This is a genomic window from Segniliparus rugosus ATCC BAA-974 (assembly GCF_000185725.2).
Classification (GTDB): domain Bacteria; phylum Actinomycetota; class Actinomycetes; order Mycobacteriales; family Mycobacteriaceae; genus Segniliparus; species Segniliparus rugosus.
Window position 1 is genome coordinate 412,663 of record NZ_KI391954.1, and the last position, 24,797, is coordinate 437,459.

Here is a 24,797-nt window from a genome sequence, read left to right on the forward strand (position 1 = left end):
CTGAACGTTGTTATAGTAAATGACCGGAGATTTCTGCGACGGGATCTTCGGAGCAGCGGAGCAAGGAAGGACGAACAGATGGCGCGTGACCTGAGCAAATTGCGGGGCAAAGTCGTTTTGATCACCGGCGGGGCCCAGGGCATCGGCCGTGTGACCGCAGAGGCGTTCATCGCGCAAGGCGCGAAGGTGGCCATCGGGGACCTCGACATCGACCTGGCGAAGAAGGCTGCCGACGAGATCGGCGGGGACATCATCGCCCTTCCTTTGGACGTGACCAACTACGAGCAGTTCGCGAGTTTCATCGACGAGGCGGAGAAGGCGTTCGGCCCGATCGACGTGCTCGTCAACAACGCGGGCGTGATGATCGTCGGCGACCTTGTGGACGAGTCCCAGCGCGTCACGGACAAGCAGCTGTCCATCGATTTGAACTCGGTGATCTTCGGCAGCCGGGAAGCGGCGAAACGGATGATCCCCCGGCGGACCGGCCACATCGTCAACATCGCCTCGATCGCCGGGAAGATCGGCGTCGCGGGCCTGTCCACCTACAACGCTGCGAAGTACGGCGTCGTCGGCTTCTCCGAGGCGCTGCGTTTCGAACTCTCGCAGCACAACGTCGAAGTGACCACCATCATGCCGTCCTTCATCAAGACGGGGCTGATCGACGGCATCAACGTGGAGGATGCCTTGATCCTCAAGATCGTCCGTCCGCAGCCCCCGGAGAAAGTCGCCGAAGCCATCGTGGTCTCCGCGGCGGGCCGGGGACGCAACCGCTGGGTGCCCGGCTTCGTCACGGCGCTCGACCCGCTCCTCGCCATGGTGCGCTGGTCGCCGAGGCTCACGGTGTTCGTCACAAGGGTGCTGGGGCTGAGCACGGTCATGACCGGCGGCGGGGTCGACGTCAGCGCCCGCAAGAAGTACATCGAGCGGACGACGGGCCAAGCCAAGTAGAGTTTCCGTCCGCCCAAACGGCGGTCCCCCGTCGTCATCCCCGCCGTTCCTCGCTCTTCCGCGCGCCGCGCCGGGCACCCCGGCCATGTGGATCGGCCGGGCGGCTTGGCCTTGCCGCCTTGCGATGCGTCCGTATGGTCAGCAGGGCGGCTTTGGCTTGGGCCTCGGCCTGCGGCGGGCGACCGCCTCGGCGACTCTGAGCGCGACGTCCTCGGGGTTCTCGTGCTCCCACGCCACGATGACTTCCCAGCCCTCGGCTTCGAGCGCGACGAGCTTCACGGCGTCCCGTGCTTGGTTGCGGGCGATCTTCGCGGACCAGTACTCGACGTTGCTGCCCGGCGGCCGGTAGTGCTCGGGGCAGCCGTGCCAGAAGCAGCCGTGGATCTCGACGGCGACTTTCGCGGGCCCGAAGACGATGTCGACGCTGCGCCGGCGGTCGGCCAGCGGTTTCGCGGCGACCCGGTAGCGCAGCCCCTGCGCCCACAGCAGCCTGCGGAGTTTGAGCTCGGGAGAGGTGTCGCGGCTCCGGTTGCTCAGCATCGACTTGCGGGTCGCGACGCTGGTGGCCCAGCTGCCGTCCGGCACTGTCTCGTCAGAAGTGCGACGGCGCGCCATGGATACAGCATAATGTTGTCCGCACGCCTTGATCGAGGAAAGGACCTCCGATGAGCCCAACTGGAGCCGAGCAGATCCCCGCCGCCCAAGAGATTGCCGAGGGCTATAAGACAGAGGGGCTCGCCTTGCGCCTCGGAGCCGTCCTCGTCGACGGGAAAGTGGACTCGGCCGCGTCGGTGAACCTGCCGCTCGCGACGCTCAACCGGCACGGGCTGGTGGCCGGCGCGACCGGGTCGGGCAAGACGAAGACCTTGCAGCTCGTCGCCGAGCAGCTGTCGGCGAACGGGGTCCCGGTGGTCATGGCCGACGTGAAAGGCGACCTCTCCGGCCTCGCCATGCCGGGCAAACCGGGCGAGAAGATCGCCCAGCGCGCCGAGCAGCTGGCCGACGACTGGACCCCGACCGCGTACCCGACCGAGTTCGTCTCGCTCGGCACCGAGGGGATCGGCGTGCCGATCCGGGGCACGGTCGCGAGCTTCGGCCCGATCCTGCTCTCGAAGATCCTCGGCCTCAACGACACCCAGGAGTCGACGCTCGGCCTCATCTTCCGGTGGGCGAAGGACAAGGGGCTCGACCTCGTCGACCTCAAAGACCTCAAAGCGGTCATCGGCTACCTCACCGGCGACGAGGGCAAGGCGGAGCTGAAGGCGCTGGGCGGGGTGTCGTCCGCGAGCGCGGGCGTCATCCTGCGCGCGGTGGCGAACCTTGAGGGCGACGGGGGCGACGTGTTCTTCGGCGAGCCGGAGATCGATGTGAACGACCTCTTGCGGGTCACCCCGGACGGGCGGGGCGTGATCACCCTGTTCGAGCTCGGCGACCAGTCGGCCCGGCCGGTGCTCTTCTCCACCTTCCTGATGTGGGTGCTCTCCCGTCTTTTCCAGACCCTTCCGGAGATCGGCGACGTCGACAAGCCGAAGCTGGTGTTCATCCTGGACGAGGCGCACCTCTTGTTCAAAGACGCCTCGAAGGCATTCATCGCGCAGATCGAGCAGACGGTGAAGCTGATCCGCTCGAAGGGCGTTTCGGTGATCTTATGCACGCAGCTGCCCACGGACATCCCCAATGAGATCCTCTCCCAGCTCGGAGCCAGGGTGCAGCACGCGCTGCGCGCCTTCACCCCGGAGGACCAAAAAGCGCTCGTGCGCACCGCGAAGACGTATCCGACCAGCAAGGTCTACGACATCCAGTCGGCGCTCACCTCGGCGGGGATCGGCGAGGCGATCGTCACGGTGCTCTCCGAGACCGGAGCCCCGACGCCGGTGGCGTGGACGCGGCTGCGCGCGCCGCGCTCGTTCATGGGCGCCATCGGCGGCGAAGCGATCCACGGCTCTTCGGCGCGCAGCGCCCTGTACGCGAAGTACGCGCAGACCCAGGACCGTCCGTCCGCGTACGAGGCGTTGAGCCAACCGCCCGCAGCCTCCGGCTCGGCCCAGGAGGCCGAGGCCTCCGGGCCCGCCGCGCCGCCCGAGGCGAAGCCTGCGCGCCGGGAGAAAGAGGAGCCCGGGCTGGTGGAGAAAGTGTTGGGGAACCAGGCGGTGAAGGGTTTTATGCGCAATCTCGGCTCGACGCTCGGCAGGGAAATCTCAAAGTCTCTTTTTGGTAAGGGCAGGCGGTGATCCGGCCCGGCGCGAGTACGCTGGAGCAATGACCGACGGCGACATCACGTGGGAAGAGATGTGGGCGGAGGAGGAGCTTCAGCGACAAACCGCCGCTGAAGCCGCGCGGCTGTCCGGTTCGTGGTCGGCTCCGGAGTTCCCGTCTTCTTCGTGGGAGGCCGAGCCCGCCCAGCCGATGCTCGCCCCGGAGCCGTATTTCGGCGAGCAGGCCCCGCATCACCCAGAACCGCAGCCATACTTCGAGTTCAGCGCGGATCCGGTGGGAGCACAGGAGGACAGCCAGCAACCGCCGGCGCTGCGTGTGACATTGCCATCGTCCGCCCCCGCCAGGCCGACGTGGCGCGATCCGGGCGAGGAGCGGGTCGAGGGGCTCGACGAGCTCGACTGGCAGGCCCCGCCGCCCGTCGCCGCCGAGGAGTCCGGCCCCAGCGCCCGCGAGCGCGCATGGGAGACCACGTGGGCGGACGACATCCACCGGCACCGGCCGAAGCACGCGAAATAGCGCGAAATAGCGGCGCGTCCGAGCCGGACTTGCCCAGGCGCTCTAGAGCAGATGCGGCATCTCGTGGTGGTGTCGGCGGTCGTAGAGGCTGACGCCGCCGACCACGGCAGAGCCGAAGACCAGCTCGATGGCCACCGCTGCCGCGGCGACCAAGCCCCAGCCGATGTGCTTGGACGCGAACGCCACGAGCATGCACGCGGTTGACGCGGTGACGAGCAACGCCGTGAAGTAGCCTGTCCAGGCGGCGAAGCGGTTGAGCAGATCCCATTCAGCGAAGGTGTTGCGAAGACTCATCGGAGCACTCCTTTCCTACGCCATTCAGGCTACTCCTATGTTAGATTGATCACAATAGATTGGTCAGCGCGGCGAAACAGAGGGTGCCGAGGCCGACGCTCAAGAGGGTTCGGCGGCCGAACGCGAGGTGCGCGGCCGAGGTCACCGCCACGGAGAGCGCGGCTTTGAGGAAGGACGAGGGGTCCGCCTGGACGGTGTTGCGGAACGTCGAGGCGGCGAGGATGGCCAGGAGCCCTGCGGGCATCCAGAGCGCCATCGCGGACACGAGTTTCGAGGAGCGCAACGCGCCGAGCACCGCGAACGGCGCGGCGCGCAGCGCGAAGGTGATGGCGAAGGCGATCGCCAAGGCGGCGGCGATGTACTGCGGATCAGGCACGGGCGCTCCGCCTGCGGGCGAGGGCGTAGCGGACCGCGAGCGCGGCGACGAACAGCGTCAGCGCGACGAACAGCGCCGATCCCGGGGCGAGGACCAAGGCGAGGGAGAAGCTCAGGCCCGCGAGCGCGAGCGAGGGCACGTGCTCGCGGGAGCGGCAGGCGTCGAGGGCGAGGGTGACGAACAGGGCGCACAGCGCGAACTCCAGCCCTTTGACCGGGCCGGGGAGGGCGGTGGCGACGAGCACGCCGGTGAGCCCGCCGCCGACCCAGTAGCACTGGAACGCGGCTTGCATGGCGAGCAGCCGCCACGGCGTCCACGGCCCCGGCCTCGCGGCGGTGACCGCGTACGCCTCGTCGATGAGGGCGTAGACGGAATAGAGGCGCGCGATGGGATTGCTCACTGTCCGAAGCGGGAAGGTGAAGGCGTAGAAGACGTGCCGGAAGTTGACCAGGAGCGTCGTGAGCGCGATCGTCGCCAAGGGGGTCGTGGCGGCCACCATGCCCACCAGCAGCAATTCCAGAGATCCGGCGTACACGGCGACGGACAACGCGGGGGCGATCCACCACGGCAGACCGGTTTGGACCACGAAGAGCCCGAACGCCACGCCGATGGGGTACATGCCCAGTCCGGCGGCCAGCGACAGGCGCACTCCCGCAGCGGCTTCCGCGCGCCATGTCGGCAGTCGGGCCGCCTGCGGCGGGGACGTTTGGCCGAGGGTCAGATCATTGCTCACGTTGAGCAATTTTCCCAGAAGAACGCCCGATTATTATTGTGAAGTATCGCGGCAATGCCGAGTAATATGCAATAAATGGATCTTGATTCAACAGATCGAGCAATAATCAGCCATCTGCAAGAAGACGGCCGATTGTCGAATGTCGCCTTGGCCGACCGGGTGCATCTCACGCCGGGCCCGTGTCTGCGCCGCGTGCAACGTCTGGAGGCCGACGGGGTGATCCTCGGCTATCGGGCCGTGGTCGACCCGTCCGCCCTCGACCAAGGCTTCGAGGTCATGCTGGAGGTGGCGTTGACCGTGTTCGACCGCGCGAGCGTCGAGGAGTTCGAAGCCACCATGGCCGGGTTCCCCGAGGTGCTGGAGCTGTACCGGCTGTTCGGCTCGCCGGACTATTTCGTGCGCGTCGCCACCAAGGATCTGGCGGCCTATGAGGCATTCCTCACCAACCGGGTGATGACGATCCCCAGCGTGCAAAAGCTCTCGTCCCGATTCGCGATGAAAGTCCTCAAATCGCTGCGTCCGGGCGCGACGACGAACTCGAAATGAACTGCGGGGCCGAGCGCCCTGATGGCGGATGAATTGTCGATGACATGCCCGAAAAGTCCGTGCCTTGACGCTTCCGTGCGCCGGGGGCGAGTCGGCAGGGTGGCGGCATGGCCAAATTCTCCCGTTTCTCCGCATCTGTCGCAGCCATGCTCGCCGCCGCTCTCATCGCCCCCGCGCCCGCCGCTTTCGCGTGGGGCCGCCAAGGCCACGACGTTGTCGGCGGCTACGCCGACAACCATCTGACTCCAGAGGCCAAGGGCGTGGTGGGCCGCCTGCTCGCTGGCGAGGCGAACCCGACGCTGGCGGGCGTGGCGACGTGGGCGGACGACATCCGCTCCAGCGGCTCGGAGCTGGGCAGGACCTCCGCGCCATGGCATTTCGCGGACATCGCGGACAACAACTGCGTCTACACCGACGCGGCGGGCGGCGGGCAGAATGTCGTGGAAGCGCTGCGCGAGCAGACGAGGATTCTCGCCGACACGACCGAGTCCGACGCGGACCGGGCGCAGGCGCTCAAGTTCGTCGTCCATTTCGTCGGGGACGCGCACCAGCCGTTCCACGCTGGGTACGAGAGCGACCGGGGCGGGAACGACCACCCGATCACCTACAACGGCGTCCACACGAACATGCACTCCGTGTGGGACACCCGGCTCATCGCCACGCTGGGCCTCTCGGACGTCGCCTTCGTCCAGCGCCTCGAGTCGATGCCCGACGACCAGCTGCCCGCGCCCGACCTGCAGAACGATCCGGCGACGTGGGTCCAGGAGTCTTGCGAGATCGCCATTCACGCCTACCCGGACTCCTCGACCATCGGGGCCCCGTACACCGCGCAGTACCTGCCTGTCGCGGAGCAACGCCTCCACCTGGCGGGCGAACGCCTCGCCCTGCTCCTCAACACCATCCTCACCGGATAGCCGCGCCCGCGCGCTACGCTGTGCGCATGGGCAAGCGTCGCGCGGGGTGGTTGGCCTTCGCGTTGTTGGCGGGTCTCGGCCTCGCTCCCGCCGAGGCCGACCCCCTCGGCTGCTCGGCGCGGGCTGGCTCATGGGATGCGGCGCAGTCCCGCTGTGTCGTGCGCGTCTCGGCCTCCGCGTACACCGAGTCGGTGCAAGTCCCGCTCGATCTTGACCCGCCGGTCCAACAGGCGGCGGACGACGAGCTCGCCGCGTTGCGGGCCACATTCGAGCACGACGCGGCGCGCGCCACGCCGGACCGCCCGTTCTCGCTCAGCGAGACCTACGAGCAGATCCCCGGCCCGGACGGGGTGACCAATATCGTCATGACCGTCTTCGCCGAGGTCGGCGCGTACCATCCGGTCGCGGGCTATCGGACCTTGGTGTTCAAGGGCGACCGCAGAATCGGGCTCGCGGACCTCTTTCCCGATGTCGCCTCGGCGTTGCGTGCCGTCTCCCCGATCGTGCAGGCGGACCTTGAGCGAAAGCTTTTGGCGGGACGGCCGGTCGAGGCCTCGGACCCCCTCGAGCTCAATATCGTCCAAGGCCTCGGGGCCGATCCGGAGCATTACCAGCATTTCGTCCTCGCCCCGGGCGAGGTGCGCTTCCTTTTCCTGCCGTACCAAGTCGCCTGCTACGCGGCTGGGCCGCAGACGGGGCATGTGCCGTTCGGGCAGATCCGGGACGTGCTCGCCCCAGGGCTGATCTAACTGCCCTGCCGTCATCGGCGAAAGGCCGCCCCGTCATGACGGGGCGGCCTTTCGGGAGAGGGCTGCGGCTCAGCGGGCGCCGAGGGCGGTGCCGATGGTGTCGTGCAGCGTTCCGGTGGCCTTGTTGGGGCCTTGGCTGGTGACAGTGTCGTTGTTGTCGGGGTTCCGGTAGTTGTGCCCATGGGCGTCGCCGCTGAGGTGGGCGACCACCACGGTCTCGTGCGCGGGGGCGGCCGAGGCGTACGCGGCGGCTCCGAACAGGCCGGAGAGGGCGATCAGGGCGCTGGCTGCGAAAGTTTTCATGGCGGTGGTCCTTTCTTGTCTTGTCGTCCGGTCGAGGCTTCTCGGTCGTCGGCCGTCATTCGCTTATGCCTAAATAAACCCAATCATCCAATTATTTATTCCGAAGGATCCGCAAGGTGACGAAGGTCGCACCTCGGCAGCGTTCGCCACGCCGTTCCCGGTCTCGCGCGTGAGCTTTGGCGGAGATTGCAGCCACAGGATCGGAGAGACGCGTGGAAGTGGGTCGGATCGGCGATTTGCCAGCGCACCCCCTCTTCGCGCATTTCGTGGTGGCCCTCGTTCCGCTGACCGCAGCGGCCGCCCTCGCCGCAGCGCTCTGGCACGACAAGCCCAAGCCCGCTGCGACGAGCCCAGGCCGATGGCTGGGATTCGGCTGCGGCGGACGGGCGTTGCGGCGGCCCTGTGATGATGTCCGGCATGGAAGAACATGAATTGCAAAGCTCGGCGAGGATGTTCGCGGGGGTCAGCGCCGCTCTGATCAGCTATGCCGCATGGGGCACCTGCGTGATCGCCGCGCGCGGCGTGAAAAACCTCGGCACGACGAGCGACGACTACGGCCACGAGTGGCAGTCCGGCCGCTCGCTGGAGGTCGAACACTGGCTGTACTGGACATCCGGCGGCTGGTTCCTGCTCGGATGCCTCCTCCTGTGGGCAGGCATGCGAGGACGGAAGGTCAAGAACGCCGCCTTCGCCGGGCTGCTCGCAGTCTTCCTCCTGGTCGTGGCGGCGGTGTTCGTGGTGCTCGCCATCCCGTGATGCCGGGTTGGATGTGGCAAATGTCGGGCAGGATGGGGAAATGAGACCGCCCCAGGCCAAAAATTTGCCGTGCCCCGGAGCGTACGCCGTGGGTCACCATCATCCCACCTTGGCAAGGGCGGCGCTGATGCGCTGGCGAGCGAAGAGGCCGCGCGCCGGGACAGCAACCGCGCCAAAGCGGCACCACCACAGACCTACGGCGCGGATTCGAGACCGAGAGGCGTTACGAGGGATGCGGACCTGATTGATGCCAACGGTGCGATGGCCGAGCCCCGCTGAACCCCGGCGGATTGGACCAGGAAATGCTTCGGGCCCCCGCCGCAGCGGGGGCCCGAAGCATTGACGCAAGGCAGGATCAGCCGTTGTGCCCGTGGCTGTCGCCGCTTCCCGCGGATCCGGCGTTGCCGTCCTGAAGGACCGGGCCGACGTGCGACGCTGCGACGACATCGTTCGTGGACGCCTGGACCAGAGACATGTCTGCGGGGGCGGCCGCGAGGAGCGGGAAGAAGTTGAAGAGGAAGAACATGACGGAACGCTCCTTCGGGGGATCTAGCTCTCAACGGTGAATCGCCGTTGAGAGAGGCTTGCTTTTCGGGGTCTTTTAGGACTTGGGTTTTTCGGCATCCTTCGGACTTGTCGTTCAACACAGCGAATGATCCAAACATTCCACCTATGCGGATAATCACACGACCTGCGGGATTTCGACGACCGGAGCCGTGCCCGATCCTGAAATCGTCTACCAGCATGCGACCGAGATTGGCCCCACCTGGCGGGACGTGTGGTCTTGCGCCTGGAGGGAATCGGCCGTGATCGTCCGCCCGCTCGCGTGTGCCGCGCGCTGGGTCGGCGACCGCAATCCAGAACGGCACTTTTCCGGCTTCGGCGAAGCCGGGCCTTTCGTGGAAGATGAGGGGACTGGTCCCTTGGGCGGGATGTGGAAGCGAAAACCGCCCCAGGCCACAACAAGTTGTGGCCTGGGGCGGAACTGTGCACCCGAAGGGACTCGAACCCCTAACCTTCTGATCCGTAGTCAGAGCCCGCCCGTGACAGGTGGCGATTCGGCGTGACGGGCTGGTTCGTCTTGTGCAGGCCAGGGGTGGTTTCCGTGCCTTATCGTGATGTCTCGCCTCATCTTGTTATAGATGGTGTGTGACCACGGCGTGACCACGCTGCACGTCCCCTGGCCTGGGGTTTTGAGACTATCAGTGACCACTATATTGTCAGTCTCTCGTGCGATCATCGGCGCATGAGCAAGAACGTCAAGAACAAGACCGCCGATACCGTCGAGGAGTTGACCTCCGACATGAGGGGGCTCTGGCTCGTTGTGACGCAAGGCTCCCGCCACATTTGGGATTTGGAGACGCATCCTCCGGGCTATGTGCGCGTGCCGGGTCCGCAGAGCCTGTCCGGCGCTTTCCCGATGGACAGACAGCTGGTGCGGTTGTCGCGGGTCGGGCGGTGGCCGAAGATCGGGGGCACGAGCCTGGTTTTCTTCGACGTGCCAGATGATCCGATGAAGGAGTATTGGCGGCAGTCGTCCGCCATTGCCCGGATCGAGCGGTTGCCCGACCCCAGATTCGAGGACTGTCTGTGACCCGCCTCTACCCGGTGCCGCCTGAGCAGCGGGTCGAGGTGATAGCGCTCATGCGCGGTGTCGGGGCGGCGCGCACGGCTGGTGCGCAGCTCCTCGAATCTTGGCCCGATCTCGCCGCGCGCATCGGGATCGACAGTGATTTGCTGCAGGCGTGGGAGTTGATGTTCGCCCGCTGCTACTGGAAGACCCTCGGATTCGAGGGCGAGAACAGGCTGGGCCTGGATCGGGAGTGAGCTGCCTGTACCCGCTTACCTGCGGGTTATTCTGCTTGGTCTGCTTCGCGGGTGAGTTTGTGCCCGAGGGCCTCGATGCGCATCAGCTCGGTGTCGATGCCCATCTCTCGGGAGATTTGGGTCATTTGGTCCATCACTGCGCCCCGTGCGGTGATCGCGGCTGTGAGCTCCTCGACGGGCAGCGTGAAATCCAGTGTCCGATCTGTGAGCGCCCCGAACTCCGTGATCAATGCGCGCATCTCGGCGAGTTGACGGTCCATCGCCTCCCTGTCCATCCCGCCAGCATAATCTCTCAGCGGGGCGGATGGACAGATCGGCTCACGCCTCGCTGATCCGCTGAGCGTTCGCCGCCTCCTGGGAACCGAACGCGGTCGAGGCGCGTGCCCCGACATCATGGGTGCTCGCGGCGGCACGCATGGTCGTTCGGGCTGCGCCGATAGCAGCTTGCAAGATGGCCGCATGCTCCGGGCGCAGGCCTTCGGGTTTGATGTCGGGGAGCGCATCGGCGCTTGCCCGGAGGCTGCCTGCTGATGCGGCATGTCGGCGATTTTGCTCTTCGGGGTGAAGATCGATGTCGCTCATGTGTGTTTCTCCAATCAATTCGGGTTCTCGTTGTCGTGCAATTGCACGAACGCCTGGTCCGCTAGGTATATGGCGGATGCCAAGTTCTGATTCGCCAACGAGCTGGCTATTTCGGCGATGACCCAATCCCCGTGCGCGGCCTCGTACGCAGCGGGCTGGGAGTCGGTCCAGCGCAATGCTCGGAGACGCTTGCCTGCTTCCTCCGGGTCGAGGACACGCGGCGCGTCCCAGACGAGCCGCTCCGCACGAGTGACGTCGGAGGGTTCGATGTCACTGCCTTCGCTGCGTGACCGGACGGCGGGGAGCACGTCACCTGTGGCCTGCAACTCGGCGTGCTGCTCAGCGGTTTGAACAACGAGAGCAGTCCCTTCACTGTTGCCGAGGAGGGCTTCGATTCGCAGGCCAGCGTGCGCGAGACAGATCAGTTTCACGGCGGGGTCCGTCGACCCCCACAGCACGGGCGGCACGTCCACGAGGTCGGCCAACGGGGTCATATCCTCGGGGAGTTGGACTCGGCTCGGCCAGATGCTGGCGCCGTCCGCTGTTGCGTACACCATGAGCAATCCGTGTTCGACACGGACCACGGCGACGGCGAGGGGCTGAGCCCAACCAGTGCGCTCGAACTCGGCGCGGAGGCTGCTCAACGCCCTGTGGGCGAGGGCTTCGGGCATGCTCAGTGTGTTGATGAACGATTGCGGTTCATCCTGTTGCTTGATGTTCTGTCGCTCCACTTCCGTCACCTTCTTCTCTTCCTTCGGTTGTCCGACGAGGCCGACGAAGGCTCCTGGATCAGTTCGCTCACCGCTGCGTCGTTCGGGTTGTGGGGTTGGTGCTACGGGGCTCACGGCCTGGGGCGTCGATGACGGTGGCGTGACCGGGGCCAATGGCACGGGACTGCCCGATGCCAGGGCTTGGGGCGCGACAACTGGGGTTGATGGAGCGGCGACAGGCGGTGTCGAGTTCAACGGTGTGGTTGCCACAGGGTTCGACATGGTGCCTGCTGGTCGATCCGCTCGCAACTCCGACAAGGCGGCTCGCACCGCCTCTTGTGGGGACTCCGATGATGAGAGGCGGGTGATCGGCGCTGCGACTGGAGTGTTGCTCGGGGTGCTCGAAACCGTGCTCGGGAGTGGCATTATCGGTGTTGAGGAGTCCCGACGCGGAGCCTCCCTGCCTGTGGCCTGCGCGGGCGGCGCACTGTGTTGGGCGCTGCTCGCACTACCAGAAGCCGAGGAGGACAACGGCGTGGACGGCACACCGCCGTGGCCTTGGGTCGCGGGCGTCGAGTTCAGCGGCGTGGTCGGCACACCCGACTGCGCTTGCTGCTGCACGGGAGCGGCGTTGCTCAACGGCGTTGTCGGGACGGGGTTCGACGTGCCAGGAGCAGTCGGGCGATGCTCGACAGTCGGCTCCGTATCCTCCTGGGGATCATCGACAAGCCGCTGATAATCCTTGCCCTGCTCGTGGGAGAGCTCGTCGCGGCGAGCCGTGCTCGACGCTCCCGCATAGGCAACATTCTCATCCGAGTATCTGCCGAAACGAGCTGGTTGATGCTGCTCCGGGGCGGTGATAGCCGTCTTCATGGCAGCGTCGTAGTCTGTTTTCAACCCAGCGATCTTCGCGCGATATTTCTCTACGAGGGATGCGGAACTCTCGCTCGGAGACTGCCCGTTCGCCTCCAACTCGCGGGCCTGTTTGATCGCGGCAGTGCCCGCTGAGACTTGGTCTGTGATCAGGTTCTTCGCATTCTTGATCTCAACAGCTGCTGAGTAGGCGGCGTTGGCCAGCGACTTCAAATCAGTAGCATGGGTATCGAGATCGGCAGCAGCGGCAGTGAGCTTGTCACTGACCGCCGTGCCCGTTTTTCCTTTGAACTCCTCGCCGACCTGACCTGCGTCATGGCGGCAGTCGCCAGCGGCCTCAACGGTTGTGTTGTTCGCTGAGATGCAGTCCGACTCGGCGTCCGTGTAGCTGGTCTCGCTCTCTTCGGGCCAATGCTCCCCGAGGAGTCCGTACGGGTCGTCTGGTTTGTGGATGTCGCTCATGAGGTCACCTCCGTACCGGGCAAGTGGTGTTGATATCGAAACGGTCGATGAGGTCTGGGTCGAGCTTCCCCTGCCCGCGCAAGGCCGAGATGACCTGGGTTTGGAACTTGTCGAAGGCTTCGCGAGCGGGTTTCAGCAGTTCGTCGCGGGCTCCGTCAGGTGACCGTTCCGCCCTGTCCACCATCGCCGCCCGGACTTGGAGGAGCGCTGCCCGAAGCTGCTGCAACAATGCGACAACCTGTTCCTGCGGAACCGTGGCCGTGGTGTTCGCCAAGGCGGTGGCAACGCTCTGGATCGTGGGGAGTTGGTCACCGAGCGCCTCCTCCGTCGCCCGCGATCCAGCGGGCAACGATGGTCCGGGGTCGGGGCACGGCATTCGTAGCCGGTTCCACATCTGCACCAACTCGGCACCGTTGATCGAGCCTGGAACCTTGGTCGATGCCGCGACCTGGGCCGCGTTCGCGCTACTCGGCACCGGGGTTGGGGCTGCGTGCGAGCAGCCCGCCGTCCCGCCCGCGAGGGCTAGGACGGCGAGGGCCGCGATGCTGAATCGATGGTTCATTCATCGCCTCCCGACTGTGCGCGGAGCGCGCTGAGGAAGTCGCCGCCGCCCGTCGCAGTGCCGCTCGGAGTGGTGCCCGATCCGCCTGGGTCATTGCCGCTTGTGACTCTGATCGGAGGCAAATCATCATCGGATGGCTCCGGCCAGCTCGAAGAACTGCTGGCAACTGGGGCCTGATATAAGGGTTGCTGCGGGGATGGGGTCGGCTCAGGGTCTGGATCTGGATCGTGCTTCTGGTTCACAGCGAGCCAGATTAAGCACCCGACGAACACCAACCCAAGGGCTATCGCGCCGAGACTCCCGAGGAGGTTCATCACTGGGCCTTGCGGCCCCGCCAAGATCATCTTTGTGGTGTTCATGCCGCACGCTCCTGATCGTGGTTTTCAGCGTCCGATCCTGGGACGGGAACTGGTTTGATCGGCTTCGGGGCATCAAAGCCCAGGCCGCGAAGGGCTGCTGGGGTGCTCCAACCCGTGGACACAGCAGCCTGGATTGCAGCCGCATACTCACCGCCAAGACCGTTGACCTCACCGATCCGTGGATTCAAATGCTCGGCCCGATTCGTCTTCGCCGCCGACAGTTCGGCTGCTGCACTCTTCTTCGCCGCGTCGATGAGCGCGGCAGCCCGCACCTTCGCCTCTGCGACCTCAGCTTTGCCTCGCGCGTCAGCTTGGGCGACCGTCTTGTCCGACTCCGCTGTGGCTTCGGCCAGTGCGTCTGCTGCTTCGCCGTAGAGCGATTTGGCCGAAGCCAACTCGGCCAGGTGAGCGTTCAAAACCTCTACGGGATTGCTCGTGTTCGTCATTCTTCTGTCTCCTTGACTCGATCTGATTCCTACGCCGACAACGGTTCGTCGCCGGTTGCTTCTGGTGGTCCCCCGAACTTCGCTTCCCATTCGGTCGCTGTCGAAAGGGGTTTGAACCGTCTCGGCCAGTCACCGGCCTGGAGCGCTATCAGCCTGGTCGTCGTCACTTCCAGCCGTGTCGGAATCCCCGCTGCCATCGCTCCGCACAAGGCGAGCCCGACCGTCGTGACCCTGTATCTCGGCTCGGTTTCTTTCTCCGGGTCGGGCGGGGTGACCAGTTCCGGGTAGAGGCGGCGGACCTCCTGGGCGAGGCTTTCGTTGCCTTTCGCCCCGAATTTCGCAGCCCCGACAATCGTCTTCTGAGCGCTCAGGACTGAGAGTTCGCACACTGGGATGTCGGCGTGGTCGAGTTGGCGGACGATCTCGAAGAAGAGCGCTGAGCGACGGCCCCCGCTCGGGTCGCGGCTCATATCCGCCCAAACGTTCTTCGCCATGACGACGAGTTCCGGTGGGTTCGCGATGATCGCCTGGACGAGGCGGTGGGCGTGCTCCACATGACGGCGCACGTTCTCCCTCGGGCCGTGGACGCCGTGGATTTCGTCGCTGTGCACGAGGGAGCATTTCGGCACGGCACCGTCTGTGATGCGGGCTGTGCTCACCGCCCGCACGGTGACGTCGAGGGCGAGGACTGATCGGGACATTTTCAGACTTCCCCCTCGATCCGTGGGCGTTTCGTAGCGCTCTTCACTGCGGGTTTCGGAGCCTGCGCCGCTGGTGGTGCCTCAGCCTCGGGAGCCTCGTCGGCGGGGATCAGACCACGGCGGATCGCTTCTTGCCGCACCGCTTCTTTGATCTCGTCGTCGGTCATCGCGGCCATGTTCGCGGTCGGCGCGCTCGGTTTCGGACTGTCGAAACTCAGGTCTTCGTGCAACCCCGTGGCGGTGCTCGCTTGTTGTTTTCCGAGCCACTCATCGGAGGCTGGGTCGAACTGCGCCATCCCTGGTTTCACGGTTCCGTGCTCGTCGGTCAAAGCGACAGTCGGCGTGTTCGCGACCTCGCTCAGGTCGCCCGTGCGCCACGCTGGGCTAGAGACTTTGATGCCGACTCTCGGCATGATCCACGGCACCGCCGCCGAGATCGGCTCCCACCGCTGCCACAGCGCGCGGACCTCATCGGTGGGCGGGCGGACCTCGGGTGCGGCGTTGCGGTCGAGGCTCGTGGTGCCGGGGCTCCACCCGTAGAAGGACTGGAATTCCACGATGCGACCGCTCTCGCGCTCGACCGTCAACCCTCGTCCCTGCTTGCCTTTGAGCCGTGCGCCGAGCATCGCGGCACGGTCCCGCGTCTCGGCGGTGAACGCGTCGGACTGCAAGGTGATCTCCGAGGGGGAGCCGAGCGAGGTAGTGAGGCCAAGGTTCTCTTGCCAGCTACCGGGCACGGCGCCGTCGCCTGTTTTACGGATCGTCTGAGACAGAAGCACGGCGTGTACGCGGGCTTCGCGCCCGACCCGCAAGATCAGATCGACATCGCGCAGGAAGGCGTCGCTCTTCTTGTAGCTGGTTCGGAACGCCACATCAACGGCCCCCCACTCGTCCAAGAGGAGCAAAATAGGAGGGTAGTCGAACGCTCGCGTGTCGCCCCGTTGTTTCGCCTCAGCCGCCTGCGTGTTTCTGCGCTCCATCTCCACCCGCACACGCCGAACCATCACGGCCAACTGAGCCACATCATCCCCGCCCGTGACCATCGCTACACCAGGCAACGAGCGCATCGTGGCGAAGTCGCTCACCTTCCCTGAGCCGATGAAACACGTCCAGCCTGTGACCCGGAACTGCTCGATCATCCCTCTCGCCCAAGTGGATTTTCCGCCGCCCGTGGAGCTGGCCACGAGGACATGCGGGTATTTCTTCACGGGGTATTTGAGGACGTTGCCTCTCGCGTCGGGGCCGAGCGTCCACGCCGCGTCCTGATACCTAGCGATGGCGTCGGCCCGATCCCGCACCACTGTCGCGGGCGGTTCGGGGGCAATCGCGAGGGGGAAACTGGAGGGCGCGTCGTCGAAATGCAACTGCGGATTCCCACAGCGGTCTTCGCGGATTGAGAGGTTCTCGGCGCGGACTCCTGTGTTTTTGAACGCCGCGCGCAATGGGTCGAGCCGCGCCGCCCAGGTCTTCGCGGAGTCCCCGAGACGGTGTGCGTACGTGAGGATCAAGCCTTCCTGCTCGATCTCGACTGACCGCAAAACTGGGATGGGGACGACGGTGACGCGGCGCTCCACAGTGCCGTAAACACCCGTCACGTTCTCGGTTCTCGTGGTCGATGAGGTGACGCCTGCGGCTTCGAAGAGTTCCGCCATCGCGTCGTCGTTCCGCAGTTTTTCAAGCAGGAGGCCGTAGCGTTGAGCGACTTCTGCCAGGATCGCGCGGGCCTTCACAGCCCACTCTGCGAAGGCTGGGTCGGTGGCGAGCAGCGGGTCAGTAGCGAGCAACTGCGCGGGCGCGATGTCCGTCTCCGAGACTCCTCCACCGGGTCGCAAGCCGAGCAGAGGGCCGTGATTCTTGGACGCTGCGCCGAGCCCCAAGCGGGCCGCGAGAGCGGTCGGAAGCGAGCACTTCCAATGCCTCACGATGATCAGATTCGGGTTGTTCCTCGTGCCGCCCGTCCGCCGAACGACTGGCGCGGAGAGGAGTCGTTTCTCCTCCGCAGCCGCGTCGGCGGCGATCTTCGCGGCCATCTTCTCGAACCTGTCGAGGACGGCCTGCGCCTCCTTCGGGGTGCGGTCCAGGATCTTCCGGGCCTCTGCCGCCTCGGCTTGCTCGCGCCGTAGTTGTTGCGCGAAGACCATGTCGTCACGACGCTCAGCACGACGGCGGTCGGCCTCGCGACGGCGCTCCCAATCGCTCATCGCCATCAGACCCACCCCCCGTTCCGGGCCTCCGCGTCGGCGAAATCACGAGCCCGTTGAACAGCCTGCGCGGCGCGGACTTGGGCCTTCGTGAACATCGCTTCGCCGTCCGCTTCGGCCCGCGCGAGAAGCGATTGCGCCTCCCGTTGAGCCTCGCGAAGAGGAGAGATATAGGCGTCGTGACCGCTCCCTCCGAGGCGGCTGAGGAGACCTGAAATGCCCCAGGCGGCGGCGCCGAGGATGAGGAGCGCGGCGATGATCTCGTGCCCGCCGCCGAGGAAGACGAGGGCGAACAGAACCAATGCGCTGATGCCGATTGTCTTCATCGTTCGCCTCCTTCCGGGCGGTCTTCCTGGGGCGGTGAGGACGGAGTCCTTGCCGATTAGATTTTACATGAGATTTCTCACTCTTGCGAGCTTTTTGCTCGTTTCTGAACGTGAGAAGCTGACTTGTTGACTACTCTTTCTCTCTTTTGAAAAAGATTCGACAGGTCGTTCGCGGTTTCGCGTAACGCAGGCCGTGACGCAGTCCGTGACATGAGCCGTGACGCCGTGCGTAACACGGCGCGTAACATCGCCGCGAGCCTCGGCCAGTCCGACGTGGCCTATAACATTCCCGCTGGCAGGAGCCCATATATGGGCGTGGATGGCCTCGTGTCCGGACCCCCTCCCGAGAGGGCCTGGAGGAGGTGGCGCGTAACACGGCAAATGGGGCTGGATCGAGGGGTCCGTGACGCTCCTGGGGGGCGGAATGAGGGGCGCGCGTAGCGCATCCCGTCACATGTGCTGATGTGACGAAGCTCACTGTCAACGACAGCTCTAACCAAGACCCAACCGGGGCACAAAAGGGCTCGTCAGAGCATTGTTTCCGAGAGTAGACGAGAGTAGAATTACACCTGTGTAATTCACGTCCGAACCCCAAGGAGACCCCATGACATCCACCATCACCAAGCGGCGAGCAGCGTTCGCCGCAGTCCTCTCAGGAGTCGGCGGCGTCCTGTTCGCAATCCCCGTCACCTACGTCGCCGTGAGCCCCGAGAAGGCGACTGAGCAAGCCGCCGCGCAGGCCGAAGCTCAAGCCAAATCCGACCATCTCATCGCCCAGCTCGCCGAGCGCATGACGCGCGATGAGATTGAGCTGACCGCCAACACGGACCACCCCCTCGCAACACGCCAGAAGCTCACGCCTGAGGAGCTCCGCGAGAAGCTGGGGGCCCACCGATGAATGGTTTCGCGGTCGCCGCGCTCGCTGTCCTCGGCCTCGCGCCGCTCAACATGGACGGCGGCGGGAACGATCCCTCGCCCTATGACATCCCACTCCGCGTCGGCCCCGTTTCCAAGGCCCCGCAAGAACCAGCCTCCGATTCGGACGACCCCGAATCGGAGGCACCGCGACAGTTGCCGACGCAATGCCACGACGCGGGATTCAATAGGAGCGATGAGTCGTTTCCGTGCCCCTGGACGACTAGAAAATAGTCGCGCAGAAACTGATCGAGCACCGCCGCTGAACCTGTTTCGCGGCGGCGCTCCTCGTTTTGCCCAGAGCCGAAAGGAGGGGGCGTGCGCGGTTCTCACACTCCAGCGACTTTGCCGATCAAAACAGCGAGCACGGACGACACCGCAAGGAGCAGCAACCCCGACGCGGCGCAACGCAGCGCCGACCAATCGAAAGCGGCGAGCCCGCCGAACCCGACCAGCCAACTCGCCACGACACCCAACAGCGCAACCCCAGCCGCCGCGTACGCCAAACTTCGCCGACGCGCGTCCTCGAACTGCATAGCGCTCATCAACGTGCCCGCCGCCGCGAAGAACCCGAGCACGACCAGCAGACAGTAGAGCGCCACAGCCGCCAGCACGGCAACACCTTTGCCGAATGTCAAAGACCCCGAAACCAGACTCCAGAGAAGACACACAGCACCCGCCAACACAATCCCGACGAGCAGCGCGGTGATCCAGTCGAGCCGAGCGCCCTTGCCCAGGAACCTCGGCTGCCCTCCGGTCGAACCATCCAGTGCCCGAACTCGGGGAGACCATCCCGCGCCGTCGACCCCATTCCGAAGAGCTGTGTCGATCTCCTCGAAATCCATGGCGGCGGCATGGCTGAACCACTCCGCGTCCGAAAGGCCCATCCGCCCCCTCGGCGCAGGACCATCACCCGTGTACAAGTCGCTGGAAGCCCCGTAGAAATCTGGATCGGGATAGAACCTCGCCCCCGCCCGGAGCCCCTTCGCGCGCCATTGCTTATGAAGCTGCGCCAACCCGTGCCCACGTCGAACCTCGTCGCCCACAAGCACCAGCAGATACCTCTCCGCGTCGTCGAACGAGGAGAACTCCGCGACCGTCTGCCCAAGGCCGCGCTCCTGCCGCTCCACGACCACCTCGCCTCGCGCGTCGCTCACGAAGTACAGGAACTCGCCGACCGACACACCGAACCCATCCTCACGCATGAGTCCACTCATCCCCCTTGAAAGCCTCGGCCCGAACCGTCGTTCGCGAGCAGCGCGGTCCAACCCAGCCCACTCCTCGTACACGGCGGCGAACCTAGCGAACCGTTCAGGCACAGCCCCACCGCGCCAAACGCCCCCATGCCTGGTCACAGCTCCTCCAAGACCTCAGCCAGATCGTCCTTGCCGAGCGCCAGGTACGCCTTCGCGTACTTCGCCCGCAACTTCGTCTGCTGCTCGACGGGGAGCACGGCCAGCCGAGCCGGGTCTGTGTTGTCCGCGAGGTCCGCGAGCTTCACCGCGAGCGCTGACGGGTCGTCCTTGATAGCCGCGTAGTACTCGTCGTCGGGTTTGCCGGTCCTGGTCAACAGCTCGACCACGCGCACCACACTCTCGGGGACACCTGCGCCTAAGAGGTCCGCCGATGTCGTGGCGGTGTCCTCGATGGTGTCGTGCAGCCATCCCGCCGCGACTGCCTCGGGGCCTTCCGTCTCCAATCTCGCCGCTACCCGAGACAGGTGCTCGGTGTACGGCTCATCGGCCTTGTCGGTCTGATCCGCGTGGGCGGCGCGGGCGATCCGCTCCGCTGCGGCCACAAGCTCGGAGCCGCTCAGGCACTGCTCGACCAATGAGTCATCCCCTATGCGGCTGCTCGTAGGATTGCACGCCGTCTTTCGTGATCACGGACGGCATCACCTGATAGCCGGGGCCTGGCTTCATCGCGGCGCTACCAGGAAAGTACGGGGAGGTCCAGACCATTGCCATTCCTCCGTGCGGACGCTGCGAGATGGTGACGTGGTAGGAGGTCTTGGTCTTCACGCCGCCCTCGCTCGTCCGCGCGTAGACATCTCGGTCATTAGGAGCGTCCTCGGTGTAGTCATAGGTCCAACGCCACTCGTCGAAGAGTCTCTTGAAAGAGTCGAGCACTTGGCCTTGCGTGCCTTCGGGGAACCCCCAAATCCTGTAGCTGACTTGGAAATTCCAGGTACCTTTCGGGCCGACAGCGCCACTGCCCGCGCTTCCTGCTGAACCGCCATTCGGTGCTTTGAATCCCACGGTGAGGTCGTAGCCGAGCAGTTTCGGGATTACTTTGAGGATTTCCGTGGTGTAGTGGACCACGCCTTGGCGGACGGCGGCTTCGGTCAGCTCTGTGTCCACCAGTTCGGGGGCCGTCGCGTCGAACTCCTCGCGCAGGTGCTCGTCCCACGCCGCGTGCAGGTGCCCCAGTACGTCGGGAACGTCGGAGTCCGTGATCTTCTCCCAAAGGTTCGGATCGTCCAGCGCGGGGGTGGCGGGATAGGGCAGTTTCTCCCACGCGGCGGATGAGACCGCGTAGCCTTCGAGAGTTTTTCCGTCCCCTGATCGGAGCAGCACTTGCGGCTCTTCCTCCTTCTCGGGGACGGAGAGCCAGTAACTGTAGGCGAGGGCGGCTGCTCCGTTGGACGTGCGGCGTTGGCGTTCCTCGTCGAGTCGGCGCAACAAGTCCAGGGCTTGCGTTTCTGTGAGAGAGTCCCAGTCGCCTTTGAACAGGATCTCCGAGTACAAGCCGCCGCGATCTGGCTGCCAGCCCTCCTGGCGGGAGCTGTACACGTCCACGGTCTCGTCGCCGTGTATCCGGGCAACCGCCAGCGGCTCGCCCCCGCTGAGGAGCTTCGCGTAGTACTTCGTCGCCATCCGTCAATCCTTCCAGGGCGTGCCAGGCGGGACCGGCACTTGATCGAATATAGCTCGCATGATCTCCCTCAGCCGTTGTTTCTCCTCTAATGGGGTGGTGGGGAGTCGTTCGACCTCGTAGAGCTTATGGGCCTGCTCTGCCGCGTCCAGGCTCGACCGTGTGTGGACTTGCACCTCGAACTCGACGCCATCGGGGCCTTTGAAGGTCATGTTCCGGCCCTTGTATCCCTCGCGCGCCCAGCCTGGCGGCGACTTCTGCAATGTATACCCCTTGTCAGACAAAGCTGCGGCGACAGAATTGCCGCTCGCCCAGTACCCGTCGTCGGGGACAATGGCGGTGTAGCGAACTGAGTCCTTGATGTCGGCCTTCACCTTCTCGATCTTCTCCAAGTCGGAAGGGTCCACGAACTCCAACTCGCTGTCGAGCTTGCGCGCGAGGGAGTGCTCTGTTTTCAACCTGTACTCGAATCGCTCCATGTGTCCGCCGACCGAGCTGACCGCTTCGACGACGGTTCCCGAGATCGCCGGTTCCGCAGCGACAGCACACTCGTAGATCGAGTGCGCCGTGTCGCGGGCGAGGTCGCTCGCTATGTAGGACTCATCTGGTGAGGGATGCGGGTGCTCGGTGTCTGGGCTATGTGGTCCGCTCGTGGAATCTGGACGCGGCTTGATTTCAGGTGGTGGTTCGGGGAGTTGGTCGAGCTTGTCTGCGATCTTCCCGATGTTCTTCATCTCGACGCCGCGCTCGTCGAAGTAGGCGCTGTGCGGGTCGTGGTGCCTCGGACCTGCGGGGTCGTGCCCGGTGGTGTGGACCGTGCTGCCGAACGCCTCGTGGTGCGGCATGAGGCCGTGTCCGATCCCGAGCTTGTCGAGGTGGAGTTTGCGCGCGTAGTCCACGAGGCGGATTGGGTCGTCAGGGCGGGTCATGGTGTGAACGCGCCCGTCGCCTGGCGAGAGGTGCTGACCTTTGAGCTGCAATCCGGTGACATCCGCGACCCGTAATCCTGGGCTGCCGAGGTTGAGGATGCCGTCCGCGTTGAGGCCGTGCCCGCCTTTGGCGGCTTCGCCGACGAGGACGGTGCCGTAGGAGTGCCCGGTGACGAGCAGCTTGTTCCCCTCGACTTGATTGGTGTGTTGGAGCCGGTCACAGTGGTTGCGCAACGCTCCCGCACCGGCTTTGGCGTACTTCGGGTTCGCGGCCCCGCTCCACGGTCGCTTCAAATGCTGCGGAGCATGGTAGTTCTGATAATCAACTACAGCGACATTCTCATGACCGACCTCGTATGCCAGGGAGTCATGCATTCGTCGGCTGACTTCCATGTAGCCGGGTTTTTGCTCTGGCTCCCGCAACCCACACAGGTTCTTGACGCTTCGGTCTTCGAGATGCTGGTTGAGTTTCTCGTGGCTGGTGAAGGTTCCTGGGGCGAAGACGACAGTGTGGGTAGATGTGTCGGGGTTACCGATGCTGGTGATGCTTCTGCCGTCGTGCTCGAACCCGAGAAGGAACCGTGGTGTCTGGTCTGGCCCGTAGTGGACCGAATCGAGGATGTTGTCGAGCGCGCGCAGGCGGCGTTGCTCGTCTCGGGTCAAGCCCTCGCGGTCCTGTTTGTCGCGCAGTTCGTCACGGAGGGATTCAGCCGCTTGACGGGCGTGCTGGTCCGTCTCTCTTGTGGGGAGTTCCGCGTGCTCACCGAACATCGGATGCTGCTTGAACAGTTCGGCGCGCTCTTCGGGGGTGGCGTGCTCCCACAAGTCCCGCAGCGCCTGCTTCTCGACCGGGGTGGGCTCGTCGCCGTGGAACAATGGCTCCCGACCGTCGAGCACGTCGCGGAGCATCGCCGTATGGTCGTCGGAACCGTTCTCGCGGGGTGGCACCGAGTCGTGGTGTTCCCTGGAGAGCGTGCTGTCGTTCGTATGGTAGCTATGGCCGTGTGTCGAATCCTCCGGCGAACGCCCCGTGTCACGCGGAGCCCCAGTGTCGGCCTCGCGCGATATTCCTGCGTGGTCGTCTCGTCGCGCAGATGGTTCGACCTCGGTCGTGTTGCCCTCGGCGTGCTTGGGCTCGACCGCTGGCCGTTGCTCGACAGGACGCGCCTCGGGGACGCCAGCGACTGCTCTGACTGGCTCGCTGGTTTTCGCGGTGACGGGCTCTGTGGCTTTGACCACGGGGGCTTCTCGCGTGGTGGCTGATGCTGCGCCTGCGAGGTGCTTGTCTCTGGCTGTGTTGCTGAGACTGGCGGCTGGCTGCTCGGGTAGGCGCGGGCCTGGAGCAGCTGCTCGTTCGCCGCTCGTGTTCGGGGCGGGCTGCTCTCGGCCAGTGAGCGGGCGGTCGCCGTTCGGTGATGTGGTGCGCGTTGGGTCGCTGCTCGGGACGGCTCGCTGCGGGTCGCCGTTCGGGGTGGCGCGCTGCTCCGTGCCAGGTTTTGGTTCTCCAACCGTAGAGCGCTGATCCGCAGGTGAGACAGCTTGCGCGGATTGCTCGTGCTGGTCTCTGGCCGCTGGATCTTCGCGGGGCTGGGCGACGGGGGCTGCCGTGTCGTGCCCTTGCCCGTTCGGATGTTCTTGCGCGGCGAGCGCCGATGACGGGGTTGGTTCGCCTGTACCGCCTGGTTTCGCGCTCGGGACTGCTTCGCCAGGTTTCCCGATGTCGATGTGCGGGGCCTCGTGCGCTGGTGCGGCTTCGACGGGTTTGGCCTCGGGTGCGAAGTGGGCTCCGCGCGCCCCGGCTCCCGCTCCCATGACGCCGCCGAGGAGCGCCTGACCACCGGCTCCGTCGAGGGCGTGGCTGATCCCGCCTTGGATGAGCCCACCAGTGAGTCCGCCCGCCACGGCTCCAGCGCCGCCGCCCACCGCTCCTCCAAGAGCGTTCTTCCCGAGTTTCCCGAGCAGGGTCTGCGCCTCTTTGCCCGCGACGGCGTGCCCCGCGAGTCCGCCGACCGCCCCGCCCACGGCCCCCGCCGCTGTGTCGGCGGCGAACTGTTTCACATCGAATCCGTGGCGGGTTCCTTGCGCGATCTGCAAGCCCTGCGCCCCCGCGTCCACACCTGCGCCCATCGCCGCGCCGATAGCGGCTTGCTTGGCCGCGAACTTCACGACTTGGCTGCTGGCGATCTTCGCGAGGGTCTTCAAGCCGATCTGCTCCAGAATATCCGCGACGATCCCGCGCGTGACCGCCACAGCTGCGGCTGCCTCCACTTCGCCGCTGCCGTTCCAGAAGTTCGCCGCGCACCACAGCAACTGCACCGCCAGCGCGGCGAGGGTCAAGATGATCTCGTACTTCCCGAACTGGGTGGCCTCTGCCATCGCTCGGGCTTGTTCGGCGAGCTGCTTCTGGTTCTGCTGGTCGGGGCGCAGGCTTTGTGTGACGAGCTGGTCGATGAACTCTTTGACGGCGGTCTCGATCTTCCCGCCCACAGCCTCTTCGATCAGCCCGACGATGCGCTTGAACTCGTCCCCGTCAGCCTCCAACGCGGCAGCTTCCGCGTCGAACGCATGCCCCCGCTGGGCGAGCTTATCCTCGTCGCCCTCGGGGAAGTGCATGCCCACCAGGTCCAAGACCCCGGTGAGCCAACCAGGCAGTCGCGTCGTCATCCGCGCAGGCTCCG

Annotated in this window: 28 protein-coding genes, 1 tRNA gene and 1 pseudogene; 11 read left to right on the plus strand and 19 right to left on the minus strand. The window is 65.5% G+C overall.

The features are described 5' to 3' along the window. Window positions 1-78: 78 nt before the first annotated feature. A complete protein-coding gene (locus HMPREF9336_RS11890; protein ID WP_007467321.1) occupies window positions 79-948 on the plus strand; it encodes an SDR family oxidoreductase in 870 nt (289 codons plus the stop codon). 138 nt (window positions 949-1,086) lie between these two features. Here the strand turns inward: HMPREF9336_RS11890 and HMPREF9336_RS11895 are convergent, their stop codons facing one another. Further along, window positions 1,087-1,563 carry a very short patch repair endonuclease gene (locus HMPREF9336_RS11895; RefSeq protein ID WP_021030577.1) on the minus strand — a complete coding sequence of 159 codons (477 nt, stop codon included), beginning with the start codon at window positions 1,561-1,563 and terminating at the stop codon, window positions 1,087-1,089. A gap of 50 nt (window positions 1,564-1,613) precedes the next feature. On the opposite strand from HMPREF9336_RS11895, the gene HMPREF9336_RS11900 reads away from it, so the two are divergent. Then, a complete protein-coding gene (locus tag HMPREF9336_RS11900; protein WP_007467326.1) occupies window positions 1,614-3,179 on the plus strand; it encodes a helicase HerA-like domain-containing protein in 1,566 nt (521 codons plus the stop codon). A gap of 28 nt (window positions 3,180-3,207) precedes the next feature. Continuing rightward, complete coding sequence (locus HMPREF9336_RS11905; protein WP_007467328.1) at window positions 3,208-3,681, plus strand: hypothetical protein; 474 nt, start codon at window positions 3,208-3,210, stop codon at window positions 3,679-3,681. 42 nt (window positions 3,682-3,723) lie between these two features. On the opposite strand, the gene HMPREF9336_RS11910 is transcribed toward HMPREF9336_RS11905, so the two are convergent. From HMPREF9336_RS11910 to HMPREF9336_RS11920, 3 genes are read right to left on the minus strand one after another with little or no spacing between them, the layout of a single operon-like run. Then, window positions 3,724-3,975 (minus strand): hypothetical protein, encoded by a 252-nt coding sequence (locus HMPREF9336_RS11910; protein ID WP_007467330.1) that lies wholly within the window; start codon window positions 3,973-3,975, stop codon window positions 3,724-3,726. Window positions 3,976-4,024: 49 nt separating this feature from the next. Next, window positions 4,025-4,351 carry a branched-chain amino acid transporter permease gene (locus HMPREF9336_RS11915; protein ID WP_007467332.1) on the minus strand — a complete coding sequence of 109 codons (327 nt, stop codon included), beginning with the start codon at window positions 4,349-4,351 and terminating at the stop codon, window positions 4,025-4,027. Further along, window positions 4,344-5,084: an AzlC family ABC transporter permease gene (locus tag HMPREF9336_RS11920; protein WP_021030578.1), complete on the minus strand. Its 741-nt coding sequence runs from the start codon at window positions 5,082-5,084 to the stop codon at window positions 4,344-4,346. Before HMPREF9336_RS11920 ends, HMPREF9336_RS11915 begins: the two co-directional genes overlap by 8 nt. Window positions 5,085-5,159: 75 nt before the next feature. Here HMPREF9336_RS11920 and HMPREF9336_RS11925 point away from each other — a divergent pair, with 75 nt between their 5' ends. The 3 genes from HMPREF9336_RS11925 to HMPREF9336_RS11935 all read left to right on the plus strand — a co-directional run bounded on the left by HMPREF9336_RS11925 (window position 5,160) and on the right by HMPREF9336_RS11935 (window position 7,293). After that, window positions 5,160-5,630, plus strand: coding sequence for an Lrp/AsnC family transcriptional regulator (locus HMPREF9336_RS11925; protein WP_021030579.1), 471 nt, complete (start codon window positions 5,160-5,162; stop codon window positions 5,628-5,630). Between the two features lie 107 nt (window positions 5,631-5,737). After that, window positions 5,738-6,544 (plus strand): S1/P1 nuclease, encoded by an 807-nt coding sequence (locus HMPREF9336_RS11930; RefSeq protein ID WP_007467339.1) that lies wholly within the window; start codon window positions 5,738-5,740, stop codon window positions 6,542-6,544. A gap of 26 nt (window positions 6,545-6,570) precedes the next feature. Next, window positions 6,571-7,293, plus strand: a complete 723-nt coding sequence (locus tag HMPREF9336_RS11935; protein ID WP_007467341.1) for an RsiV family protein — start codon at window positions 6,571-6,573, stop codon at window positions 7,291-7,293. Between the two features lie 69 nt (window positions 7,294-7,362). On the opposite strand, the gene HMPREF9336_RS11940 is transcribed toward HMPREF9336_RS11935, so the two are convergent. After that, on the minus strand, window positions 7,363-7,596 hold the full coding sequence (locus tag HMPREF9336_RS11940; protein ID WP_007467344.1) for a hypothetical protein: 234 nt from the start codon (window positions 7,594-7,596) through the stop codon (window positions 7,363-7,365). Window positions 7,597-7,808: 212 nt separating this feature from the next. Between HMPREF9336_RS11940 and HMPREF9336_RS18490 the strand changes: the two genes are divergently transcribed. Together HMPREF9336_RS18490 and HMPREF9336_RS11945 are read left to right on the plus strand one after the other, a co-directional pair. Next, window positions 7,809-8,027, plus strand: a complete 219-nt coding sequence (locus HMPREF9336_RS18490; RefSeq protein ID WP_156920405.1) for a hypothetical protein — start codon at window positions 7,809-7,811, stop codon at window positions 8,025-8,027. Further along, window positions 8,014-8,352: a hypothetical protein gene (locus HMPREF9336_RS11945; protein WP_040585553.1), complete on the plus strand. Its 339-nt coding sequence runs from the start codon at window positions 8,014-8,016 to the stop codon at window positions 8,350-8,352. The genes HMPREF9336_RS18490 and HMPREF9336_RS11945 overlap by 14 nt, the downstream gene beginning before the upstream one ends. A 355-nt stretch (window positions 8,353-8,707) precedes the next feature. Here HMPREF9336_RS11945 and HMPREF9336_RS18495 read toward each other — a convergent pair whose 3' ends face one another. Both HMPREF9336_RS18495 and HMPREF9336_RS18500 read right to left on the minus strand, forming a co-directional pair. Then, window positions 8,708-8,878 carry a hypothetical protein gene (locus tag HMPREF9336_RS18495; protein WP_021030580.1) on the minus strand — a complete coding sequence of 57 codons (171 nt, stop codon included), beginning with the start codon at window positions 8,876-8,878 and terminating at the stop codon, window positions 8,708-8,710. A 462-nt stretch (window positions 8,879-9,340) separates the two neighbouring features. After that, a tRNA-OTHER gene (locus HMPREF9336_RS18500) sits at window positions 9,341-9,407 on the minus strand. 191 nt (window positions 9,408-9,598) lie between these two features. Between HMPREF9336_RS18500 and HMPREF9336_RS11950 the strand changes: the two genes are divergently transcribed. After that, the gene (locus HMPREF9336_RS11950; protein ID WP_007467346.1) at window positions 9,599-9,946 is read left to right on the plus strand and encodes a hypothetical protein; all 348 of its coding nucleotides are present in this window, start codon (window positions 9,599-9,601) and stop codon (window positions 9,944-9,946) included. Further along, window positions 9,943-10,179, plus strand: coding sequence for a hypothetical protein (locus tag HMPREF9336_RS11955; RefSeq protein ID WP_021030581.1), 237 nt, complete (start codon window positions 9,943-9,945; stop codon window positions 10,177-10,179). Before HMPREF9336_RS11950 ends, HMPREF9336_RS11955 begins: the two co-directional genes overlap by 4 nt. 26 nt (window positions 10,180-10,205) lie before the next feature. Here HMPREF9336_RS11955 and HMPREF9336_RS11960 read toward each other — a convergent pair whose 3' ends face one another. The 8 genes from HMPREF9336_RS11960 to HMPREF9336_RS11995 form a co-directional block, all read right to left on the minus strand. Further along, a complete protein-coding gene (locus HMPREF9336_RS11960) occupies window positions 10,206-10,454 on the minus strand; it encodes a hypothetical protein (protein ID WP_007467348.1) in 249 nt (82 codons plus the stop codon). A 43-nt stretch (window positions 10,455-10,497) separates the two neighbouring features. Beyond that, complete coding sequence (locus HMPREF9336_RS11965) at window positions 10,498-10,761, minus strand: hypothetical protein (protein ID WP_007467349.1); 264 nt, start codon at window positions 10,759-10,761, stop codon at window positions 10,498-10,500. A 14-nt stretch (window positions 10,762-10,775) separates the two neighbouring features. Next, window positions 10,776-12,806 (minus strand): hypothetical protein, encoded by a 2,031-nt coding sequence (locus HMPREF9336_RS18505; RefSeq protein ID WP_007467350.1) that lies wholly within the window; start codon window positions 12,804-12,806, stop codon window positions 10,776-10,778. A 4-nt stretch (window positions 12,807-12,810) separates the two neighbouring features. After that, window positions 12,811-13,368 (minus strand): hypothetical protein, encoded by a 558-nt coding sequence (locus HMPREF9336_RS11980; RefSeq protein WP_007467351.1) that lies wholly within the window; start codon window positions 13,366-13,368, stop codon window positions 12,811-12,813. A 355-nt stretch (window positions 13,369-13,723) separates the two neighbouring features. Then, window positions 13,724-14,173, minus strand: coding sequence for a hypothetical protein (locus tag HMPREF9336_RS18510; protein WP_007467352.1), 450 nt, complete (start codon window positions 14,171-14,173; stop codon window positions 13,724-13,726). A 29-nt stretch (window positions 14,174-14,202) separates the two neighbouring features. Continuing rightward, window positions 14,203-14,874 carry a hypothetical protein gene (locus HMPREF9336_RS11985; RefSeq protein WP_007467353.1) on the minus strand — a complete coding sequence of 224 codons (672 nt, stop codon included), beginning with the start codon at window positions 14,872-14,874 and terminating at the stop codon, window positions 14,203-14,205. Between the two features lie 2 nt (window positions 14,875-14,876). After that, entirely contained in the window at window positions 14,877-17,081 is a 2,205-nt protein-coding gene (locus HMPREF9336_RS11990) for an FtsK/SpoIIIE domain-containing protein (protein ID WP_211235465.1), read from the minus strand. Then, window positions 17,081-17,401, minus strand: a complete 321-nt coding sequence (locus HMPREF9336_RS11995) for a hypothetical protein (protein WP_007467355.1) — start codon at window positions 17,399-17,401, stop codon at window positions 17,081-17,083. The genes HMPREF9336_RS11990 and HMPREF9336_RS11995 overlap by 1 nt, the downstream gene beginning before the upstream one ends. 604 nt (window positions 17,402-18,005) lie before the next feature. On the opposite strand from HMPREF9336_RS11995, the gene HMPREF9336_RS12000 reads away from it, so the two are divergent. Continuing rightward, complete coding sequence (locus HMPREF9336_RS12000; protein WP_007467356.1) at window positions 18,006-18,299, plus strand: hypothetical protein; 294 nt, start codon at window positions 18,006-18,008, stop codon at window positions 18,297-18,299. Window positions 18,300-18,645: 346 nt separating this feature from the next. Here the strand turns inward: HMPREF9336_RS12000 and HMPREF9336_RS12005 are convergent, their stop codons facing one another. The 4 genes and pseudogenes from HMPREF9336_RS12005 to HMPREF9336_RS12020 all read right to left on the minus strand — a co-directional run. Then, a complete protein-coding gene (locus tag HMPREF9336_RS12005) occupies window positions 18,646-19,521 on the minus strand; it encodes a hypothetical protein (RefSeq protein ID WP_007467358.1) in 876 nt (291 codons plus the stop codon). Between the two features lie 146 nt (window positions 19,522-19,667). Continuing rightward, the gene (locus tag HMPREF9336_RS12010; protein WP_021030586.1) at window positions 19,668-20,147 is read right to left on the minus strand and encodes an HD domain-containing protein; all 480 of its coding nucleotides are present in this window, start codon (window positions 20,145-20,147) and stop codon (window positions 19,668-19,670) included. Between the two features lie 4 nt (window positions 20,148-20,151). After that, window positions 20,152-21,192 (minus strand): hypothetical protein, encoded by a 1,041-nt coding sequence (locus HMPREF9336_RS12015; RefSeq protein WP_007467360.1) that lies wholly within the window; start codon window positions 21,190-21,192, stop codon window positions 20,152-20,154. A 3-nt stretch (window positions 21,193-21,195) separates the two neighbouring features. Next, window positions 21,196-24,786: pseudogene (locus HMPREF9336_RS12020) on the minus strand (WXG100-like domain-containing protein); the annotation flags it as partial. Window positions 24,787-24,797 lie beyond the last annotated feature (11 nt).

Coding starts and splice junctions, on each gene's coding strand:
- HMPREF9336_RS11910 (WP_007467330.1), bottom strand. CDS start 3,975: ATGAGTCTTCGCAACACCTTCGCTGAATGGGATCTGCTCAACCGCTTC.
- HMPREF9336_RS11995 (WP_007467355.1), bottom strand. CDS start 17,401: ATGAAGACAATCGGCATCAGCGCATTGGTTCTGTTCGCCCTCGTCTTC.
- HMPREF9336_RS12015 (WP_007467360.1), bottom strand. CDS start 21,192: ATGGCGACGAAGTACTACGCGAAGCTCCTCAGCGGGGGCGAGCCGCTG.
- HMPREF9336_RS11895 (WP_021030577.1), bottom strand. CDS start 1,563: ATGGCGCGCCGTCGCACTTCTGACGAGACAGTGCCGGACGGCAGCTGG.
- HMPREF9336_RS11925 (WP_021030579.1), top strand. CDS start 5,160: ATGGATCTTGATTCAACAGATCGAGCAATAATCAGCCATCTGCAAGAA.
- HMPREF9336_RS11940 (WP_007467344.1), bottom strand. CDS start 7,596: ATGAAAACTTTCGCAGCCAGCGCCCTGATCGCCCTCTCCGGCCTGTTC.
- HMPREF9336_RS12000 (WP_007467356.1), top strand. CDS start 18,006: ATGACATCCACCATCACCAAGCGGCGAGCAGCGTTCGCCGCAGTCCTC.
- HMPREF9336_RS12005 (WP_007467358.1), bottom strand. CDS start 19,521: ATGCGTGAGGATGGGTTCGGTGTGTCGGTCGGCGAGTTCCTGTACTTC.
- HMPREF9336_RS18505 (WP_007467350.1), bottom strand. CDS start 12,806: ATGAGCGACATCCACAAACCAGACGACCCGTACGGACTCCTCGGGGAG.
- HMPREF9336_RS11990 (WP_211235465.1), bottom strand. CDS start 17,081: ATGGCGATGAGCGATTGGGAGCGCCGTCGCGAGGCCGACCGCCGTCGT.
- HMPREF9336_RS18510 (WP_007467352.1), bottom strand. CDS start 14,173: ATGACGAACACGAGCAATCCCGTAGAGGTTTTGAACGCTCACCTGGCC.
- HMPREF9336_RS18495 (WP_021030580.1), bottom strand. CDS start 8,878: ATGTTCTTCCTCTTCAACTTCTTCCCGCTCCTCGCGGCCGCCCCCGCA.
- HMPREF9336_RS11905 (WP_007467328.1), top strand. CDS start 3,208: ATGACCGACGGCGACATCACGTGGGAAGAGATGTGGGCGGAGGAGGAG.
- HMPREF9336_RS11945 (WP_040585553.1), top strand. CDS start 8,014: ATGGAAGAACATGAATTGCAAAGCTCGGCGAGGATGTTCGCGGGGGTC.
- HMPREF9336_RS11890 (WP_007467321.1), top strand. CDS start 79: ATGGCGCGTGACCTGAGCAAATTGCGGGGCAAAGTCGTTTTGATCACC.
- HMPREF9336_RS11980 (WP_007467351.1), bottom strand. CDS start 13,368: ATGAACCATCGATTCAGCATCGCGGCCCTCGCCGTCCTAGCCCTCGCG.
- HMPREF9336_RS11950 (WP_007467346.1), top strand. CDS start 9,599: ATGAGCAAGAACGTCAAGAACAAGACCGCCGATACCGTCGAGGAGTTG.
- HMPREF9336_RS11900 (WP_007467326.1), top strand. CDS start 1,614: ATGAGCCCAACTGGAGCCGAGCAGATCCCCGCCGCCCAAGAGATTGCC.
- HMPREF9336_RS11960 (WP_007467348.1), bottom strand. CDS start 10,454: ATGGACAGGGAGGCGATGGACCGTCAACTCGCCGAGATGCGCGCATTG.
- HMPREF9336_RS11930 (WP_007467339.1), top strand. CDS start 5,738: ATGGCCAAATTCTCCCGTTTCTCCGCATCTGTCGCAGCCATGCTCGCC.
- HMPREF9336_RS11965 (WP_007467349.1), bottom strand. CDS start 10,761: ATGAGCGACATCGATCTTCACCCCGAAGAGCAAAATCGCCGACATGCC.
- HMPREF9336_RS11985 (WP_007467353.1), bottom strand. CDS start 14,874: ATGTCCCGATCAGTCCTCGCCCTCGACGTCACCGTGCGGGCGGTGAGC.
- HMPREF9336_RS11935 (WP_007467341.1), top strand. CDS start 6,571: ATGGGCAAGCGTCGCGCGGGGTGGTTGGCCTTCGCGTTGTTGGCGGGT.